An 18,089-nucleotide genomic window follows, 5' to 3' on the forward strand; every position below is an offset into this window, starting at 1 on the left:
CTCAGGAGTGTCGCCGGCCCAGGGCGTCCAGTTCGCGCAACCCCGGGGTGTTCTGGATCACCTGGGTGAAGCTGACCTTCTCGCTGGCGGCGGTGAGGGCGGCGATCACGGCCAGCGCCCCGGCCCGGCCCACCGGCCCGGTACGCGCGGCCAGCGCCACGCCGAGCAGCGCGCCGAGCGCGTTCGCCCCGCTGTCGCCGAGCATGACCCGCTCGTCGAGGTCGCCGGGCAGCAGCGCGGCGGCGGCCCCGACCGGTCCGGCGGCGAGTCCTCCGGTCGGGCCGGGCAGCAGCGGCGCCCCGAGCAGCAGACCGGACTTGAGCGCCCGCCCGGGCCGCAGGTCGAGCAGGTTGACCAGGTTGGCGGTACCGGCGACCACGCCCGCGCCGAGCAGCACGTCGAGCATGCCGGCGGCCCGGCCGGTGCGACGGCGGCCCGGATGGGACCGCACCGCCGGGTCGGCGGCGAGCAGGGCGGCGGCGGCCAGCCCGGCCGCGCCGACTCCGGCGATCTTGACGACGCCGCTCGTCACCCGCCCCTGGCGGAGCGCGGCGAGGTGCCCGGCGAAGCCCTTGGCGGTCTTCTGTTCCGGCCGGCCGCCGACCACGTCGTCGTAGAGTCCGACGGCGCCGCAGGAGAGGCCGGCGACGAGCGCGGCGGCGCCGGCCGGCCGACTCGGCGCACCGGCGGCGGCACCGACGGCGGCACCGACGGCCAGCGCCGGCCCGGCGGCGAGGGTGACGGCACGGCCCCGGAAGTTGGTGCGGCGCAGCCCGGGAGCCCACGGACCGGCGAGTACTCCGCGCAGGGCGGCACCGGCGAGCAGCGCGCCGACGCCGAGCGCCCGGGCGCCCCTGGGTCGGACGGTCACTCGGGCATTCCCGGCAGCAGTGATTCGGCGCCCGCGCCGACGCCGTACGCGCCGGCCTGCTTGTCGGTGACCTGCCGGCCAAGCGCCAGCGCGGTGACCAGCTGTCCCTGCACGGTGTTGGCGTTGTCGACGGTGGAGATCGTCTTGGAGAGCGCGGGGTCCCGGCGTACCTCGGCGACCAGGTTGCCGCCGCTGCTGCCGTTGCCGGCCACCACTATCGCCCCGGCCTTGTCGAACTGCTCGGCGAGCTGCACCACGGACCGGTCCTTGCGGGTGGCGTCCCGGTCGACGTACGGCGGTCCGCTGACCACCACGACCGCCTCGGCGGAGCCGGTGATCTTGTCTGGCACCTCGAGGTAGCCCTCTTCGGAGTAGTCGTTGAGCACCGACCGCCGGTCGACGTCGGTCACCGGCGAGCCGCCCTCCGGCCGGTCCAGCAGGGCGCTGGCCAGCAGGGCGCTGGACTTCTCCACCCCTTCGCTGCTGGGCAGCCCGACGTCCGGGACGGTGGGTCTGGCCGCCTTGGCCGCGACACCGAGCAGCAGGACACTGCTGTCCGGGTCGATGAACTTCTCCTGTACGTCGATCCGCCCGGTCACCGAGGCGCCGCCGAGCCGGAGCATCTCGACGACCCCGTCGACCTGGTCCTGCCCGCTCGGCAGCGCGATGATCAGCACGCGCCGGCCGGCGAGGGTGCCCTTGAGCATGTGCGGGGCGGCCTCCTTGACGAAGTCCTCCTCGCGCTGGACCTCGGTCTCCAGGCTGTTCACCGACTCGCGGAGCTGCTCGTTGTGCTTGCCCAGCGCGTTGACCCGGTCCTTGAGCGAGTCGGCGACCGGACCGTTCAACGCCGCGGTGCCGACGACCAGGCCGATCGCCAGGGCGAGGAAGACCGCGGTCAGCGAGACCACGTGGTACCGGAAATTGATCACGACAGGTGCCTCTTGATCGTCATTCGGGGCCGGGAGGAGGGCGGCACGGGCCTAGAAGAGCTGTCCAAGCTGGAATACGACATTGTCCCACCACTCCGAGGCGACCCCGAGGTAAGCCTTTCCGACGGTGGAGACGGCGACCGCGGACGCCATCGCGGCCAGCGCCGAGAGCACCAGCAGCAGCAGCGAGGAGCCGGAGATGCTCTGCCGGTAGAGCCGGCTCACCCCCTTGGCGTCGACCAGCTTGCCGCCGACCTTGAGCCGGGTCAGGAAGGTGGAGGCCATCCCGCCCCGGCCCTTGTCCAGGAACTCGACGAGGGTGGCGTGGGTGCCCACCGCGACGATCAGCGAGGCGCCCTTGCCGTCGGCGAGCAGCATCGCCAGGTCCTCGCTGGTGGCGGCGGCCGGGAAGGTCTGTGCGGTGACGCCGAGCCCGTTCACCCGGGCCAGCCCCGGCGCCCGCCCGTCCGGGTACGCGTGCACGATCACCTCGGCGCCGCACCGCAGTACGTCGTCGGTGACCGAGTCCATGTCGCCGATGATCAGGTCGGGTGTGTAGCCCGCCTCCACCAGCGCGTCCGCGCCGCCGTCCACGCCGATCAGCACCGGCTTGAACTCGCGGATGTACGGGCGCAGCACGTCCAGGTCGGCCTTGTAGTCGTAACCCCGGACCACGATAAGACAGTGCCGGCCCCGGATCGGGGTCTCGACGTCCGGCACACCGACCCCGTCGAGCAGCAGCTCCCGCTCCTGCTTGAGGTACTCCATGGTGTTGGCGGCGAACGCCTCCAGCTGGACCGACAGCCCTTCCCGGGCGTCGGACATCGCCTTGGCCACCGACTCGGCGTCCTGCCGGCTGCCGTGCCCGACCGGCTCGTCGCCGAGCAGCACGGTGTTGCCGTCGATCCGGACGGTGTCGCCCTCCCGGATCTGCTGGAAGACGCTCTCGCCGAGGTCGTCGAGGAGCGGGATGCCGGCCTTGATCAGTACTTCCGGACCGAGGTTCGGATAGCGGCCGGAGACCGACGGCTTGGCGTTGAGCACCGCGGCGACGCCGACCGCGACGAGCGAGTCGGCCGCCACCCGGTCCAGGTCGACATGGTCGATCACCGCTATGTCACCCGGACGCAACCGGCTGACCAGGCGCTTCGTCCGGCGGTCGAGGCGCGCGGTGCCGACGACTTTGCCCGGTTCCGCGCTCCGGGCCCGGCGCAACGTGGGTAAACGCATCCCAACCATCCTGGCATGTGAGGCAGAGCTTTCTGTCGCGACATGCCTGAGCAGGGCCGCCACCCCAAGGGAATCATATCCATGCCCGGCTGGGTGTGGCCGGTGTCACACCATCGATGTCGGTACCACGGATCGTGGCCGTCGGGGTCACGTTCCACCGCGCAGGCGGTGCCGGGCGTTCAGGTGGTCGCGTTCAGGGGCGCCGTTCCCGGGCAGCCACCGCCAGCAGCTCCTCGGCATGGGCGATACCCAGATCCGAATCCGGCAAACCGGCGAGCATCCGGGCCAGTTCCCGGGCCCGGTCGGTGTCCTCCACCACCCGCACCCCACTGGTCGTCACCGCACCGCCGGTGTCCTTGGCCACCACCAGGTGCCGGTCCGCGAACGCCGCCACCTGCGGCAGATGGGTCACCACGAGCACCTGGTGACTGCGGGCCAGCCGGGCCAGCCGGCGCCCGATCTCGACCGCCGCCTGCCCGCCGACCCCGGCGTCGACCTCGTCGAAGACCAGCGTGGGCGGCCCGCCCGAGCCGGCGAAGACCACCTCGATGGCGAGCATCACCCGGGACAGCTCGCCGCCGGAGGCGCCGCGCTGCAACGGCAGCGAAGGGGCACCCGGATGGGCGAGCAGCCGCAGTTCCACCTCGTCGGCGCCGTCCGGCCCGACACCGACCTCGGCGCCGTCGACGGTCAGGGCCGGCTCGGACCTGCCGGCCGGCCGGGGCAGCACCGCCACCTCGATCCGGGCGTGCGGCATCGCCAGCCCGGCCAGCTCGACGGTGACCTGCTCGGCGAAGCGGCCGGCGGCCTCCCGGCGGGCGGCCGTGAGCCGGGACGCCAGGTCGGCCACCTCGCCGGCCAACCGCTGCCGCTCCCGGTCCAGCTCGTCCAGAAGCTCGTCGGAGTTGTCCAGCTCGGACAGTCGGGTCCGGGCCCGGTCCGCCCAGGCGATCACCCCGTCGACGTCGTCGGCATACTTGCGGGTCAGGCCGCGCAGTGCCGCCCGTCGCTCGTAGATGACCTGCAACCGGGCGGGGTCGGCGTCCAGCGCGGCCAGATAGCCGGACAGCTCCGCCGCGACGTCGCCGACGAGCGTGGCCACCTCCTCCAGCCGTACCGAGAGGTCGCCGAGGATCCGGTCGACCCCGGCCTGCGCCTCCAGGGTGCGGCGGGCGTGCCCGAGCAGGGTGGTGACGTCGGCCATCTCGTCGGTCGGCTCGGCGGCACCGGCCACGCAGTGCTGAGCCGTCTGCGCGGCGGTACGCAGCCCCTCGGCGTGCTCCAGTCGTTGCGCCTCGGCCTTGAGCTCCTCGTCCTCGCCGGGCTGCGGGTCGACCCGGGTGATCTCGTCCAGGCCCAGCCGGAGCAGGTCGGCCTCCTGGTTGCGCTCGCGCGCGTTGCGCCGCCGGTCGGCCAGGTCGTCGCAGACCCGCCGCCATCCGGTGTACGACTCGCGCAGGCTCTCCAGCAGCTTCTCGTGCTCCGACCCGCCGAACCGGTCCAGCGCGGCCCGCTGCTCGGCCGGCCGGAGCAGCCGGAGCTGGTCGGACTGGCCGTGTACGGCCAACACCTGCTCGCCCACCTCGGCCAGCATCGACACCGGCATGCTGCGGCCCGCGACGTGCGCCCGGGACCGCCCCTCCACGGTGACCGTACGGCTGAGCAGCAGCGAACCGTCGTCGTCCGGCTCACCGCCCGCGTCCACCACCCGGGCGTGCACCACGGTCGCGGTGTTGCCGGCCAGCCGTAGCCGCCCCTCCACCACCGCCCGGCCCGGATCGGCCCGGACCCGGCCGGCGTCGGCGCGCCCGCCGAAGAGCAGGCCGAGACCGGTGACCACCATCGTCTTGCCGGCGCCGGTCTCGCCCGTGATGACGTTCATGCCGCCGGTCAGCGGCAGGGTGGTGTCCTCGATGACGCCCAGTCCGGTGATGCGCAGCTCTTCCAGCACAGCAACCGACAGTAGTAGCGGGCCCCGACACTTGACCACCCGGCACGCGTCCCGATCGACTTTCGGCACACCGGCGCCGGAGCCGCCGCGGCGCGAACCGCGCCGCCCGGTCAGCGACGGGCCCGGTCAGCGGCGGTCAGCGGCGGTCAGCGGCGGGCCCGGTCAGCGGCGGTTGCCGCGCCAGCCCTGGCCGCGCACCGCCCCGCCCCGGGCCTGCGGCGGGCCGGGTCAGCGGCGATTGCCGCGCCAGCCCTGCACCGGCAGGCCGAACTTGGCCACCAGCCGGTCGGTGAACCTGCGGGCGCGCAGCCGGACGATCCGCACCGGCAGCGCACCCCGCTGCACGGTGACCCGGGCCCCGGGCGGCAGGTCGTAGACCCGGCGGCCGTCGCAGCAGAGCACCGCCAGGGTGGTGAACGGGTCCACCGTGATGGTGAAGGTCGCCGTCGGCGCGGTGACGATCGGCCGGCTGAACAGCGCGTGCGCGCTGATCGGCACCAGCAGCAGCGCCTCCACCTCCGGCCAGACCACCGGCCCACCCGCCGAGAAGGCGTACGCGGTGGAGCCGGTCGGGGTCGCGCAGACCACACCGTCGCAGCCGTACCGGGACAGCGGGCGGCCGTCCACGTCGACGAGCAGCTCCAGCATCTGGGCCCGCTCGCCCTTCTCCACGCTCGCCTCGTTGAGCGCCCAAGACTCGATCACCGGCCCGCCCTCGAACTCGGCGCGCACGTCGAGGGTGAGCCGCTCGTCCACTGTGTAGTTGCGGTCGACCACGTCCCGGACCGCCTGGTCCAGGTCGCCGATCTCGGCCTCGGCCAGGAAGCCGACCTTGCCGAGGTTGATGCCGAGCAGTGGCGCCTTCGCCGGCCGGGCCAGGTCGGCGGCGCGCAGGAAGGTGCCGTCGCCGCCGAGCGCGAAGACGATCTCCGCACCCTCGGCCGCGTCGAGCAGGTTCACCGGGGTCACGCCGGGCAGGTCGAGGTCGTCGGCCTCCTCGGCGACCACCCGTACCTCGAAGCCGGCCTGGATGAGGTCCGCCGCGACCGTACGGGCGTGCTCGGTGCTGCGCCGCCGTCCGGTGTGCGTGACGAGCAGTGCCGTCCGGGTCATCGGGCTCCCTCCCGCGCCGCCGCCGGTCCGGTCGGCCCGGCCGTCACCACCGCCGCGACCAGCGCCTCGTCCGGCGGTGGCGCGCCGGCACGCAGCCAGACGAAGAACTCGACGTTGCCGCTCGGCCCCGGCAGCGGGCTCGCCACCACGCCGGCCAGCCCGAGACCGAGTTCGGCGGCGGCGCCGGTCACCGCGAGCACCGCCTCGGCCCGTAGTAGCGGCTCACGTACCACTCCACCGCTGCCCACCCGTTCCTTCCCCACCTCGAACTGCGGCTTGACCATCAGCAGCAGGTCGCCGGCCGGGTCGGTGCAGCCGGTCAGGGCCGGCAGCACCAGCCGGAGCGAGATGAACGACAGGTCCGCGACGGTGAGGGTCACGGTGCCGCCGATGGTCTCGGGCGTCAGGGTACGCACATTCGTCCGCTCGAATACCCGGACCCGCTCGTCGGAACGGATCGTCCAGGCGAGCTGGCCGTAGCCGACGTCCACCGCCACCACCTCGGCAGCACCGGCCCGGAGCAGTACGTCGGTGAAACCGCCGGTCGACGCCCCGGCGTCCAGGCACCGCCGGCCGGCGACGTCCAGCCCGTCCGGGGCGAACGCGGCCAGCGCACCGGCCAGCTTGTGACCGCCCCGCGAGACGTACTCGGTGCTCGGGTCCTCGCCGAGTACCCGGACCGGGTCGGCCGGGTCCACCATGGCGGCGACCTTCTGTGCCCGTACCCCACGGACCTGGACCCGCCCCGCCTCGACAAGTGCGGCGGCCTGCTCCCGGGACCGGGCCAGTCCACGGCGGACGAGTTCCGCGTCGAGCCGGGTACGACGTGCCATCGAGACTTCTCCGAGGGGACTGGGCTCACGCCTGGTCGATGGTGGCGAGGGTTTCCCGCAGGGTCTGGTGCGCCGCCTCGTACTGGGCGATCTGGTCGGCCGGCGGCAGGTTCGCGGCGTTGGCCATCGCCTGGAGCACCGCGTCCACGGCGGGGTGCCCGGAACCGCCGCCGGCCGGGGCGTCCTCGTCTCCGACGGGGGCGTTCCAGCCGGCAGTCCGGGTGGCGCCGGGAACCGGTCGGGCCGCCGGGGCGGGCGGAGCCGGCCGGAACGGCCCGGGTACGGGTACCTGACTCATGCCGTCCCTCCGCTGCGTCCACCGGCCTGGCGGGGCCGGTCCGGCACGGAGATCATGCCGCACCGCCGTCCGGTGCCCGCTTGGCGACCGTCTTGCCGAGGGCTGGATCCTGGGTGGCCACCGCCTTGCCGGGCCCGGCCTTCTTCACCACGACCTTCTTCGCCACCGCCTTCTTCGCGACCGCCTTCTTCGCGACGGCCTTCTTGGCGACAACCTTCTTGGCGACGGCCTTCTTGGCCACCGCCTTTTTTGCCAGTTCCTTGCTGGCCGGCGGCGTGTCGGTGCGGGCGGGTGCGCCCGGGGCCGGCGGTCGGCCGGTGCCGCCGGCTGCCGCGCCGGTCGCCGCACCAGCGCTGCCGACCTGCCCGGCGGCCCGCGCCGCGCCGAGTTCCCGCTCCAACCGCGCCACCCGGTCGGTCAGCGCGGCGACCTCGTCCACCGTGGCCAGGCCGACGGCCGCGAGGGTTCGGTCGATCTCGATCCGGATGATCCGGATCAGCGCCTCCCGGTTGGCCATCCCGGTGGAGACGAGTTCCTCGGCCATGGTCTGCAGTTGGGCGGCCGTGGCGCCGCTGGAGCCGACCAGTTTCCTGGCGGCGGCCTGGGCGCGCTTCTTCGACGCCTCCGTCAGCCCGAGGGCCAGCTCAAGGTAGGCCCGCCACGCATCCTGCATACCTCGGTCCTTTCGCGGGTGCCGACTGTTCAGGTTGTCACGCTACCGGGCGCCCCGGCCCGCCCAGTGCGGTACGGTGCCCGGGGGGACGGCGTGGCGGAAGGCGAGGAGGGGCAAACGATGGCGACCGTGGACGAGTGCCGCCAGGCGCTGCACGACCTGGCGGCCCGGATGGACACCAACGCCGACAAGGTACGCAAGCAAGTCGATCTCGACCGGACCCTGGCCTGCCGGATCACCGACCTCGGCACGGCGTTCCACGGCCGGCTGACCGGCGGCCGGCTGGTCGACCTCACCGACGGGGACGACCCGAAGGCGAAGATCGCGTTGAACACCACCAGCGACGACCTCATCCGGCTGGTCCGGGGCGAGCTGGACGTGCCGAAGGCGCTCGCCTCCCGGCAGATGTCGATCAACGCTAACCCGCTCGACCTGCTCAAACTCCGCAAGATGCTCTGACGGCACCGTCCACCAGGCTCCGACGGCACCGTCCACCAGGCGCTGAGCCGGCACCGTCCTGGCGCTGAGCCGGCACCGCCCGCCAGGCTCTGACCGCGCACCGCGCGTGTCGCAACCGGCCGCCGAGGCGGCCGGGGTCAGCCCAGCAGGCCGAGTTCCCCGAGAGCCTTCCGGGCCGGGTCGGCGCCCGCCTCGAGGTCGTCGACCGGCACTCCGGACCAGCTCGCCGCGCAGAGGGCAGCCAGCGCGGCCAAGCTCGTCCCGTCCCCGTCCAGCACCGTACGGTCGCCGTCGGCGGTCACCCGCCAGCCGCCGGCAGCCGCCCCGTCAGGCTCGGCCGTCAACCGGGCTACCCGGGCCGGGTCGAAGAGGCCGCCGAGGTCGCCGGCGACGAAGTCCGGCCGGGCCGACGGTGCCGCGTGCAGCAGGTCGACCGGCGCTGCCACGCCGGTGAGTACCAGCAGGCTCTCCATGCCCGCCCGAACCGCGCCCTCGATGTCGGTGTCCAGCCGGTCGCCGACCGCGAGCGGGCGGGCGGCGCCGTGCCGCCGGGCGGCGGCGGTGAACAGCGCCGGCTCCGGTTTGCCGACCACCACGTCCGGATCCCGGGCCAGCGCGGTACGCACCGCGGCGACCAGGGAGCCGTTCCCGGGCACCGGGCCACGGGGGGTCGGCAGGGTCCGGTCGGTGTTGGTGACGAACCAGTCGGCGCCGGCCCGTACCGCCAGCGCCGCCTCGGCGAGATCCGCCCAGCCGACCTGCGGACCATAGCCCTGCACCACCGCGACCGGCTCGTCCTCCAGGCGGCTCACCGGGCGCAGGCCGACCTCACGTACCTCGATCCGCAGCGCCTCCGCCCCCACCACAAGCACCGGGGAGTCCGGCGGAAACCGCTGGGACAGCAGCTCCGCCGCAGCGGCCGCCGAGGTGAGCACCTCTTCCGGCCGCACGTCGAGGCCCATCCCGACCAGCAACGCGGCAACCTCGTCGGCGCGCCGCGAGGCGTTGTTCGTCGCGTACGCCAACGGCTTGCCCTCGGCGTGCAGCCGGCCGACCGCCGCGACCGCCGTCTCGATCGGCCGGTCGACGAGGTACAGCACACCGTCCAGATCGAAGATCACCAGGTCGTACCCGTCGACCAGCCGGCCGCCCGCCGAGACGTCACTCACGAGTCGGCGCCACGTACCGGCCGGGAGCCCTGCTCGGCCTCGGGCCCGGGAGCTTCCGTCCCCGTCGACGCGTCCGCAAGACCCTCCTCGCCCCGGCCCCCGTCGTCATCGGCGCCCGCCTTAGCCTGGTCCACCACGTCCACGTCCACGTCCGCCGTCTCCACGTCCGCGTCCACCTTCACCGCGTCCGCGTCCGCGTCCGTCTTCACCGCGTCCGCGTCCACCGCGTCTGCCAGCTCCTCGGCCGCGACGTCCGCTTCGCCGACGGGCTGGGCGTCGGCATCCGCCTCGGCGTCCTCGTCGTCGTACCCGTCCTCGTCCTCGGCATCGTCCGGGGCATCGGCATCGGCGTCGGCGTCGGCGTCGGCATCGAACTCGGCGTCGACCGACACCCGGTCGTCGCCGTCGGTGGCCTCCTCGTCCTCGCCCTCGTCCTCGCCCTCGTCGTCGTAGTCGTCGCCCTCCAGGACGACACCGTCGAGTTCCAGCAGTCGCTCGGCCGCGTCCGTCTCACCGAACTCGTCCACCTCGGCCGCCCGGGAGAACCACTCCCGGGCCTCTTCCCGCCGGTCCACCGTCAACAGCGCGTCGGCGTACGCGTACCGCAGCCGCGCCGTCCACGGCTCGGCCGGAGTGGCGGTCAGTTCACGCACCTGGAGCATCGCCACCGCCGCATCGCGCTGGCCCATGTCGCCACGGGCTCCGGCAGCCACGATCAGCAACTCCACCGCGCCGGCCGGACTCAGCGACTCGCGATCGGCGCCCCGGAAGAGGTCGATCGCCCGCTCCGGACGCCCGAGCGCCCGCTCGCAGTCGGCGAGCACCGCCAGGTGGGTCTGCCGACCACTCATCCGGTGGTACGTCCGCAACTCCGCGATAGCGGTCTGCCACTCACCCGCCCGGTACGCCGCCAGCCCGACAGCCTCCCGTACGGGTGCGATCCGGGCCGCCAGACGTCGGGCGGCGAGGGCGTGTTCCAGAGCGAGGTTCGGATCGTCGTCGATAAGCGCACCGGTCGCGACGAGATGCCGTGCGACCGTTTCCGCGACGGGCTTGGCCAGGGAGAGCAGTTCGGCCCGGACCGCACTGTCGAGATCGGTGGCGACGATCTCCTCGGAGAGAGCCGGACCGGCGTTCTCCGACGACGCGTCGCCCGCCCTGGCACCCCGGTCGTCCCGGCCGCGCCGATCCGCACGCTCGGCGCCACGGTACCCGCCCTCGCCGGCCCCGACGGCGTCCCGGTCCGACCGGCCGGCTCCAGGCCGGGACTTCCAGTCACGTCGGCCCTCGTCGGTACGGCCACGGTCGGCACGGTCGCCACCCGACCGGGAGCCCTCTCGCGGGCCGCTCCGACCGTCCCGGTCCGACCGGCGGAAGCCGGCACGGTCGCCGTCGCGCCCACCGGCGCGGTCCGCGCCCCGGAAGCCATCCCGATCCCGGCCGTCGTACCCGCGCCGGGCCTCGCCGTCGCCGTAGCGCCGGCCGGTGTCCCGCGGTCCGCCGCGCTGGTCGGTGCCGGCACCACCTGACGGCCCACCACCTGACGGCCCACCACGGTAACCACCGCCCCGCCCCGCGTCGCCGCCGGAATCCGCACCCGGACGGCCCCGGTAACCACCGTCGCGCCGGCTGTCGGCGCCCCGTGCGTCGTCGCGGTAACCGCCGGCACGCTTGTCGCGCCCACCACGTCGGTCCTCGCCGTAACCACCCCGGGAACCACCGCTGGCGCCCCTGTAACCACCGCTCTCGCCCCGGTAGCCACCCCGCCGGTCGTCGCTCCCGCCGAAGCCGCCGTCCCGGCCCTGGTAACCACCACCACGCCGGTCGTCGCTTCCGGAGTCCCCCCGGAAGCCGCCGGTACGGCGGTCCTCGCCGCGCCGGCTGTCGTCCCGGTAGCCCCCGGTACGCCTGTCGTCCCGGAAGTCGCCACCACGGCTCGGCCCGGTACGCGGTCCACGGTCGTCACGGAACGAGCTGTCCCGCCGTCCGGACTGGTAGCCACCGTCCCGGTCGCCGTCTCGCTGCCCGCCGCCGGTCGGACGGTAGCCCTGACGTCCTTCCGATCGGCCGGCAACGGAGTCCCCGTTCCAGCGGCCGCCGGAGCGGTAACCGCCCTGCCGGTCGTCGCCGCCACGCCGCTCACCAGCACCGGGCCGGAAGCCCGCGTCACCGTCCCGGCGCCCGGTGCCCCGGTACCCGCCCGCGTCGTCCCGGCGGGAGTCCCGGAAACCACCCGGCCGGCGGTCGTCTCCGCCGGACCGGCCGGCACCACCGAACCGGCCGCCACCGGAGCGCTCGTCCCGGAAGTCCCGGTCACCCCGGAAGTCGCGGCTGCCGCCGGAGTCACGGTCACCCCGGAAACCGCGATCACCACGCGGGCCGCGGTCACCGCCGAAGCTGCGGTCACCTCGGGAGTCACGCTCACTGCGGAAGTCACGCTCACCGCGAGAGTCACGGTCGCCGCGGAAGCCACCGCCACGCTGACCGTCCCGTGGGCCACCACCACGCCTGTCGTCAGCACGCCTGTCGTCAGCACCGGAGCGGAAGCCACCACCGGAGCGGTAGCCACCGCCACCGCCCTGGTGACCAGCGCCACCCTGGTAGCCGCGGCCGCCGCCACCGCCCTGGTAGCCGCCGCCACCGCCCTGGTAGCCGCCGCCGCTGCCCTGGTAGCCACCACCGTCACGAGAACCCGGACGGTCCCGACGCTCGCCCTCGCGGCCGTCGGCTCGCCGACCACCGCTCGAATAACCACCCCGGTCGCCGGAGGCGCCGGACGAATCGCGGTCCCCGCGATAGGGCGGACGACCGTCCCGACGCGTGGAGGCGTCTCGACCGCCTCGGCGGTCCGGACGGTCATCTCGACGGCGCGGGCGGTCCGCGCCGTGCGCTCCTGAACTCACGGGTACATCCTTCCTCATGGCGAGATCGCCGAAACACGCAGTGCAGGGCCACCCCGACCGGGGTGGCCCTGCAAACTAAGATGTCCGGCGGTGTCTTACTCTCCCACACCCTCCCGAGTGCAGTACCATCAGCGCTGGAAGGCTTAGCTTCCGGGTTCGGAATGTAACCGGGCGTTTCCCTTCCGCCATAACCGCCGTAACCCTATCAACAACACAAACAACAACCCCACCCACACGCAGGGCAAACCGTCGTTCGTTTGCTGTGAATCACACAGTGGACGCGTAGCAGCTTTGTAGTCAAGTCCTCGGCCTATTAGTACCGGTCAACTCAACCAGTTACCTGGCTTACATCTCCGGCCTATCAACCCAGTCGTCTCACTGGGAGCCTTACCCCCAAACGGGGTGGGATACCTCATCTTGAAGCAGGCTTCCCGCTTAGATGCTTTCAGCGGTTATCCCTCCCGAACGTAGCCAACCAGCCGTGCCCCTGGCGGGACAACTGGCACACCAGAGGTTCGTCCGTCCCGGTCCTCTCGTACTAGGGACAGCCCTTCGCAAGTATCCTACGCGCACGGCGGATAGGGACCGAACTGTCTCACGACGTTCTAAACCCAGCTCGCGTACCGCTTTAATGGGCGAACAGCCCAACCCTTGGGACCTGCTACAGCCCCAGGATGCGACGAGCCGACATCGAGGTGCCAAACCATCCCGTCGATATGGACTCTTGGGGAAGATCAGCCTGTTATCCCCGGGGTACCTTTTATCCGTTGAGCGACACCGCTTCCACACGCAAGTGCCGGATCACTAGTCCCGACTTTCGTCCCTGCTCGACCCGTCAGTCTCACAGTCAAGCTCCCTTATACACTTACACTCAACACCTGATTGCCAACCAGGCTGAGGGAACCTTTGGGCGCCTCCGTTACATTTTAGGAGGCAACCGCCCCAGTTAAACTACCCACCAGACACTGTCCCTGAACCCGATAAGGGCCCGAAGTTAGATACCCAAACCAACCAGAGTGGTATTTCAAGATTGCCTCCACCTACACTGGCGTGCAAGCTTCACCGGCTCCCACCTATCCTACACAAGCTAATTCAGATACCAATGTCAAGCTATAGTAAAGGTCCCGGGGTCTTTCCGTCCTGCCGCGCGTAACGAGCATCTTTACTCGTACTGCAATTTCGCCGGGCCTGTGGTTGAGACAGTGGGGAAGTCGTTACGCCATTCGTGCAGGTCGGAACTTACCCGACAAGGAATTTCGCTACCTTAGGATGGTTATAGTTACCACCGCCGTTTACTGGCGCTTAAGTTCTCAGCTTCGCCCCAAAAGGAACTAACCGGTCCCCTTAACGTTCCAGCACCGGGCAGGCGTCAGTCCATATACATCGAATTACTTCTTCGCATGGACCTGTGTTTTTAGTAAACAGTCGCTTCCCCCTGCTCTCTGCGGCCATACAACGCTCCACCAGCAAGTGGCTTCACGTCTCCGGCCCCCCTTCTCCCTAAGTTACGGGGGCAATTTGCCGAGTTCCTTAACCACAGTTCACCCGATCGCCTCGGTATTCTCTACCTGACCACCTGTGTCGGTTTAGGGTACGGGCCGCTCGGAACTCGCTAGAGGCTTTTCTCGGCAGCATAGGATCACTGACTTCACCTGAATCGGCTCGGCATCACGTCTCAGCCACATGGTGTGCGGATTTACCTACACACCGGCCTACACGCTTACCCCGGCACAACCACCGGCCGGGCTCAGCTACCTTCCTGCGTCACCCCATCGCTTGACTACTACCCGCCAGGTTCCCACGCTCCCCTGTCTTGGTCCGAAGACCGCCACAGGCTCGGATGGTTAGCACAACGAGGTTCATCACGGGCGCTCCTACACGGGTACGGGAATATCAACCCGTTATCCATCGACTACGCCTCTCGGCCTCGCCTTAGGCCCCGACTCACCCAGGGCGGATTAACCTGGCCCTGGAACCCTTGGTCATCCGGCGGAAGGGTTTCTCACCCTTCTTTCGCTACTCATGCCTGCATTCTCACTCGTGCCGCGTCCACAACTAGGTCACCCCGCTGCTTCACCCCCGGCACGACGCTCCCCTACCCACCCACACACCTGGATGACATCCGAAGACATCACCGAGTTAATGTGTGAATGCCACAGCTTCGGCGGTGTACTTGAGCCCCGCTACATTGTCGGCGCGGAACCACTTGACCAGTGAGCTATTACGCACTCTTTAAAGGATGGCTGCTTCTAAGCCAACCTCCTGGTTGTCTATGCGACCCCACATCCTTTTCCACTTAGCACACGCTTAGGGGCCTTAGCTGGCGATCTGGGCTGTTTCCCTCTCGACTACGAAGCTTATCCCCCGCAGTCTCACTGCCGCGCTCTCACTTACCGGCATTCGGAGTTTGGCTGATTTCAGTAACCTTGTAGGGCCCCTAGACCATCCAGTGCTCTACCTCCGGCAAGAAACACACGACGCTGCACCTAAATGCATTTCGGGGAGAACCAGCTATCACGGAGTTTGATTGGCCTTTCACCCCTAACCACAGGTCATCCCCCAACTTTTCAACGTTGGTGGGTTCGGCCCTCCACGCGGTCTTACCCACGCTTCAGCCTGCCCATGGCTAGATCACCCCGCTTCGGGTCTAGAACACGCGACTACACGCCCTATTAAGACTCGCTTTCGCTACGGCTACCCCACACGGGTTAACCTCGCCACATGCCACTAACTCGCAGGCTCATTCTTCAAAAGGCACGCCGTCACCCACAAAAGCAGGCTCCGACGGATTGTAGGCGAACGGTTTCAGGTACTATTTCACTCCCCTCCCGGGGTACTTTTCACCATTCCCTCACGGTACTCGTCCGCTATCGGTCACCAGGAAGTATTTAGGCTTACCAGGTGGTCCTGGCAGATTCACGGCAGATTTCAGGAGTCCGCCGCTACTCGGGAACACCCACAAGAAAGACCAGATGCTTTCACCTACCGGACTATCACCGCCTACGGTTGGCTTTTCCACACCATTCAGCTAACACCTGGTATTTATAACTCTCCGGGAAAGTGTCAGCTTCCCCCATGAGGTCCCACAACCCCGACCACGCAACCCCTGACAGGTATCACACGCAACCGGTTTAGCCTACATCCGCTTTCGCTCGCCACTACTCACGGAATCACTATTGTTTTCTCTTCCTACGGGTACTGAGATGTTTCACTTCCCCGCGTTCCCTCCACACACCCTATGAATTCAGGTGCAGGTGACACCACATGACTGGTGCCAGGTTACCCCATTCGGACACCCTGGGATCACAGCTCGGTTGACAGCTCCCCCAGGCCTATCGCGGCCTCCCACGTCCTTCATCGGCTCCTGGTGCCAAGGCATCCACCGTCCGCCCTTGACAACTTGACCACAAAGATGCTCGCGTCCACTGTGCAATTCTCAACAAACGACCAACCCACACCCACCACCCCACACCAAACCCAGCAACCACCAGCCCAAAGACCAGCGACCACCAACGGTATGCGGGGCCAGGCGCGCCTGGCACAAGACAACAACCACACGGTTGTTCCCTCAGGACCCAACAGGATGCTCTACACCCACCACCAGCCGCACCAACCCGAACTTTCCACACCCCGAAGGGCCGTACTCGCCATGGTCAGCCGTTGCCAGCCGTGAACTTCGCCAGTGTCTCCGCCAACGAGCACCCCGCCACCACATCCGGGCGACGCGGGCTCCATACCGTCCTTCGACGGATGGTGCTCCTTAGAAAGGAGGTGATCCAGCCGCACCTTCCGGTACGGCTACCTTGTTACGACTTCGTCCCAATCGCCAGCCCCACCTTCGACCACTCCCTCCCACAAGGGGTTAGGCCATGGGCTTCGGGTGTTGCCGACTTTCGTGACGTGACGGGCGGTGTGTACAAGGCCCGGGAACGTATTCACCGCAGCGTTGCTGATCTGCGATTACTAGCGACTCCGACTTCACGGGGTCGAGTTGCAGACCCCGATCCGAACTGAGACCGGCTTTTTGGGATTCGCTCCACCTCACGGTATCGCAGCCCATTGTACCGGCCATTGTAGCATGCGTGAAGCCCTGGACATAAGGGGCATGATGACTTGACGTCATCCCCACCTTCCTCCGAGTTGACCCCGGCAGTCTTCGATGAGTCCCCACCATAACGTGCTGGCAACATCGAACAAGGGTTGCGCTCGTTGCGGGACTTAACCCAACATCTCACGACACGAGCTGACGACAGCCATGCACCACCTGTGACCGCCCCCGAAGGACCCCACATCTCTGCAGGTTTTGCGGCCATGTCAAACCCAGGTAAGGTTCTTCGCGTTGCATCGAATTAATCCGCATGCTCCGCCGCTTGTGCGGGCCCCCGTCAATTCCTTTGAGTTTTAGCCTTGCGGCCGTACTCCCCAGGCGGGGCGCTTAATGCGTTAGCTGCGGCACAGAGAACCGGAGAGGCCCCCCACACCTAGCGCCCAACGTTTACAGCGTGGACTACCAGGGTATCTAATCCTGTTCGCTCCCCACGCTTTCGCTCCTCAGCGTCAGTATCGGCCCAGAGACCCGCCTTCGCCACCGGTGTTCCTCCTGATATCTGCGCATTTCACCGCTACACCAGGAATTCCAGTCTCCCCTACCGAACTCTAGCCTGCCCGTATCGGCTGCAAGCCCACAGTTGAGCCGTGGGTTTTCACAGTCGACGCGACAAGCCGCCTACGAGCTCTTTACGCCCAATAAATCCGGACAACGCTCGCGCCCTACGTCTTACCGCGGCTGCTGGCACGTAGTTGGCCGGCGCTTCTTCTGCAGGTACCGTCACTTCCGCTTCGTCCCTGCTGAAAGAGGTTTACAACCCGAAGGCCGTCATCCCTCACACGGCGTCGCTGCATCAGGCTTCCGCCCATTGTGCAATATTCCCCACTGCTGCCTCCCGTAGGAGTCTGGGCCGTGTCTCAGTCCCAGTGTGGCCGGTCGCCCTCTCAGGCCGGCTACCCGTCGTCGCCTTGGTAGGCCATCACCCCACCAACAAGCTGATAGGCCGCGAGCCCATCCCAGGCCGAAAAACTTTCCACCCCCAACCATGCGGCCGAAGGTCATATCCGGTATTAGCCCCCGTTTCCGAGGGTTATCCCAAAGCCTGAGGCAGGTTACTCACGTGTTACTCACCCGTTCGCCGCTCGAGTACCCCGAAGGGCCTTTCCGCTCGACTTGCATGTGTTAAGCACGCCGCCAGCGTTCGTCCTGAGCCAGGATCAAACTCTCCAACAAAAACCATGGAAAATCCGAATAACCCGGCAACAACAAAAACACTTGCTGCCAAACAAACAAACATTTGGCACTGGCTTATCAAGCACCCTGTTGAGTTCTCAAAGAACAACCACACACCGAACAACCAGTCCAACCGGACCGCCACCCGGGGCATTTCGTCCCGCGCCCGCCGTTTCCGTCAGGCACTCGTAGTACGTTAGCCGACCGATTTCGCGTCGTCAAACCGAGCGAATTTCGGTCTGACATCCACTTCCGTCGATCACGCTTTTCCCCGATCAGTGCGCGACCCATCGAGTCACGCTTGATCCGGAATCCCGGCAGCCCGGCCGCTCGCGGAGTCACCCACGCGCTCGCCCGGCTCACTGCCGACCGTTCA

At 69.1% G+C, this 18,089-nt stretch carries 11 protein-coding genes and 3 rRNA genes; 1 reads left to right on the forward strand and 13 read right to left on the reverse strand.

The window, feature by feature from the left end; genetic code table 11:
* Position 1: 1 nt before the first annotated feature.
* The 8 genes from ACN28A_RS36340 to ACN28A_RS36375 all read right to left on the reverse strand — a co-directional run bounded on the left by ACN28A_RS36340 (position 2) and on the right by ACN28A_RS36375 (position 7,901).
* Positions 2 to 871 (reverse strand): hypothetical protein, encoded by an 870-nt coding sequence (locus ACN28A_RS36340; RefSeq protein ID WP_421403311.1) that lies wholly within the window; start codon positions 869 to 871, stop codon positions 2 to 4.
* Complete coding sequence (locus tag ACN28A_RS36345; RefSeq protein WP_421403313.1) at positions 868 to 1,803, reverse strand: copper transporter; 936 nt, start codon at positions 1,801 to 1,803, stop codon at positions 868 to 870. Before ACN28A_RS36345 ends, ACN28A_RS36340 begins: the two co-directional genes overlap by 4 nt.
* A gap of 51 nt (positions 1,804 to 1,854) precedes the next feature.
* Complete coding sequence (gene steA, locus ACN28A_RS36350; RefSeq protein ID WP_278062616.1) at positions 1,855 to 3,033, reverse strand: putative cytokinetic ring protein SteA; 1,179 nt, start codon at positions 3,031 to 3,033, stop codon at positions 1,855 to 1,857.
* A 193-nt stretch (positions 3,034 to 3,226) separates the two neighbouring features.
* Positions 3,227 to 4,984, reverse strand: coding sequence for a DNA repair protein RecN (gene recN / locus ACN28A_RS36355; RefSeq protein WP_421403315.1), 1,758 nt, complete (start codon positions 4,982 to 4,984; stop codon positions 3,227 to 3,229).
* Between the two features lie 228 nt (positions 4,985 to 5,212).
* Entirely contained in the window at positions 5,213 to 6,097 is an 885-nt protein-coding gene (locus ACN28A_RS36360; protein ID WP_278062618.1) for an NAD kinase, read from the reverse strand.
* Positions 6,094 to 6,930, reverse strand: a complete 837-nt coding sequence (locus ACN28A_RS36365; protein ID WP_421403317.1) for a TlyA family RNA methyltransferase — start codon at positions 6,928 to 6,930, stop codon at positions 6,094 to 6,096. Before ACN28A_RS36365 ends, ACN28A_RS36360 begins: the two co-directional genes overlap by 4 nt.
* A 25-nt stretch (positions 6,931 to 6,955) precedes the next feature.
* On the reverse strand, positions 6,956 to 7,228 hold the full coding sequence (locus ACN28A_RS36370; protein ID WP_421403319.1) for a hypothetical protein: 273 nt from the start codon (positions 7,226 to 7,228) through the stop codon (positions 6,956 to 6,958).
* A gap of 52 nt (positions 7,229 to 7,280) precedes the next feature.
* The gene (locus ACN28A_RS36375; RefSeq protein WP_421403321.1) at positions 7,281 to 7,901 is read right to left on the reverse strand and encodes a phasin family protein; all 621 of its coding nucleotides are present in this window, start codon (positions 7,899 to 7,901) and stop codon (positions 7,281 to 7,283) included.
* A 120-nt stretch (positions 7,902 to 8,021) separates the two neighbouring features.
* Between ACN28A_RS36375 and ACN28A_RS36380 the strand changes: the two genes are divergently transcribed.
* Positions 8,022 to 8,360 (forward strand): alkyl sulfatase C-terminal domain-containing protein, encoded by a 339-nt coding sequence (locus ACN28A_RS36380; protein WP_421403323.1) that lies wholly within the window; start codon positions 8,022 to 8,024, stop codon positions 8,358 to 8,360.
* A gap of 137 nt (positions 8,361 to 8,497) precedes the next feature.
* Here the strand turns inward: ACN28A_RS36380 and ACN28A_RS36385 are convergent, their stop codons facing one another.
* The 5 genes from ACN28A_RS36385 to ACN28A_RS36405 all read right to left on the reverse strand — a co-directional run bounded on the left by ACN28A_RS36385 (position 8,498) and on the right by ACN28A_RS36405 (position 17,713).
* Positions 8,498 to 9,529 carry an HAD-IIA family hydrolase gene (locus tag ACN28A_RS36385; protein ID WP_421403325.1) on the reverse strand — a complete coding sequence of 344 codons (1,032 nt, stop codon included), beginning with the start codon at positions 9,527 to 9,529 and terminating at the stop codon, positions 8,498 to 8,500.
* Positions 9,526 to 12,432, reverse strand: a complete 2,907-nt coding sequence (locus ACN28A_RS36390) for a hypothetical protein (RefSeq protein ID WP_421403327.1) — start codon at positions 12,430 to 12,432, stop codon at positions 9,526 to 9,528. The genes ACN28A_RS36385 and ACN28A_RS36390 overlap by 4 nt, the downstream gene beginning before the upstream one ends.
* An 82-nt stretch (positions 12,433 to 12,514) precedes the next feature.
* Positions 12,515 to 12,631, reverse strand: a 5S ribosomal RNA gene (rrf, locus tag ACN28A_RS36395).
* 94 nt (positions 12,632 to 12,725) lie between these two features.
* Positions 12,726 to 15,838, reverse strand: a 23S ribosomal RNA gene (locus ACN28A_RS36400).
* 358 nt (positions 15,839 to 16,196) lie between these two features.
* Positions 16,197 to 17,713: ribosomal RNA gene (locus ACN28A_RS36405) — 16S ribosomal RNA — on the reverse strand.
* The 16S, 23S and 5S rRNA genes sit together here, the layout of an rRNA operon.
* Positions 17,714 to 18,089 lie beyond the last annotated feature (376 nt).

It is taken from the genome of Plantactinospora sp. WMMB782 (assembly GCF_049179135.1).
Classification (GTDB): Bacteria; Actinomycetota; Actinomycetes; order Mycobacteriales; family Micromonosporaceae; genus Plantactinospora.

Bases quoted from the DNA above. Each gene is read 5' to 3' on its own strand.
- ACN28A_RS36380 (WP_421403323.1), top strand. From the start codon at position 8,022: ATGGCGACCGTGGACGAGTGCCGCCAGGCGCTGCACGACCTGGCGGCC.
- ACN28A_RS36370 (WP_421403319.1), bottom strand. From the start codon at position 7,228: ATGAGTCAGGTACCCGTACCCGGGCCGTTCCGGCCGGCTCCGCCCGCC.
- ACN28A_RS36360 (WP_278062618.1), bottom strand. From the start codon at position 6,097: ATGACCCGGACGGCACTGCTCGTCACGCACACCGGACGGCGGCGCAGC.
- ACN28A_RS36375 (WP_421403321.1), bottom strand. From the start codon at position 7,901: ATGCAGGATGCGTGGCGGGCCTACCTTGAGCTGGCCCTCGGGCTGACG.
- steA (WP_278062616.1), bottom strand. From the start codon at position 3,033: ATGCGTTTACCCACGTTGCGCCGGGCCCGGAGCGCGGAACCGGGCAAA.
- ACN28A_RS36365 (WP_421403317.1), bottom strand. From the start codon at position 6,930: ATGGCACGTCGTACCCGGCTCGACGCGGAACTCGTCCGCCGTGGACTG.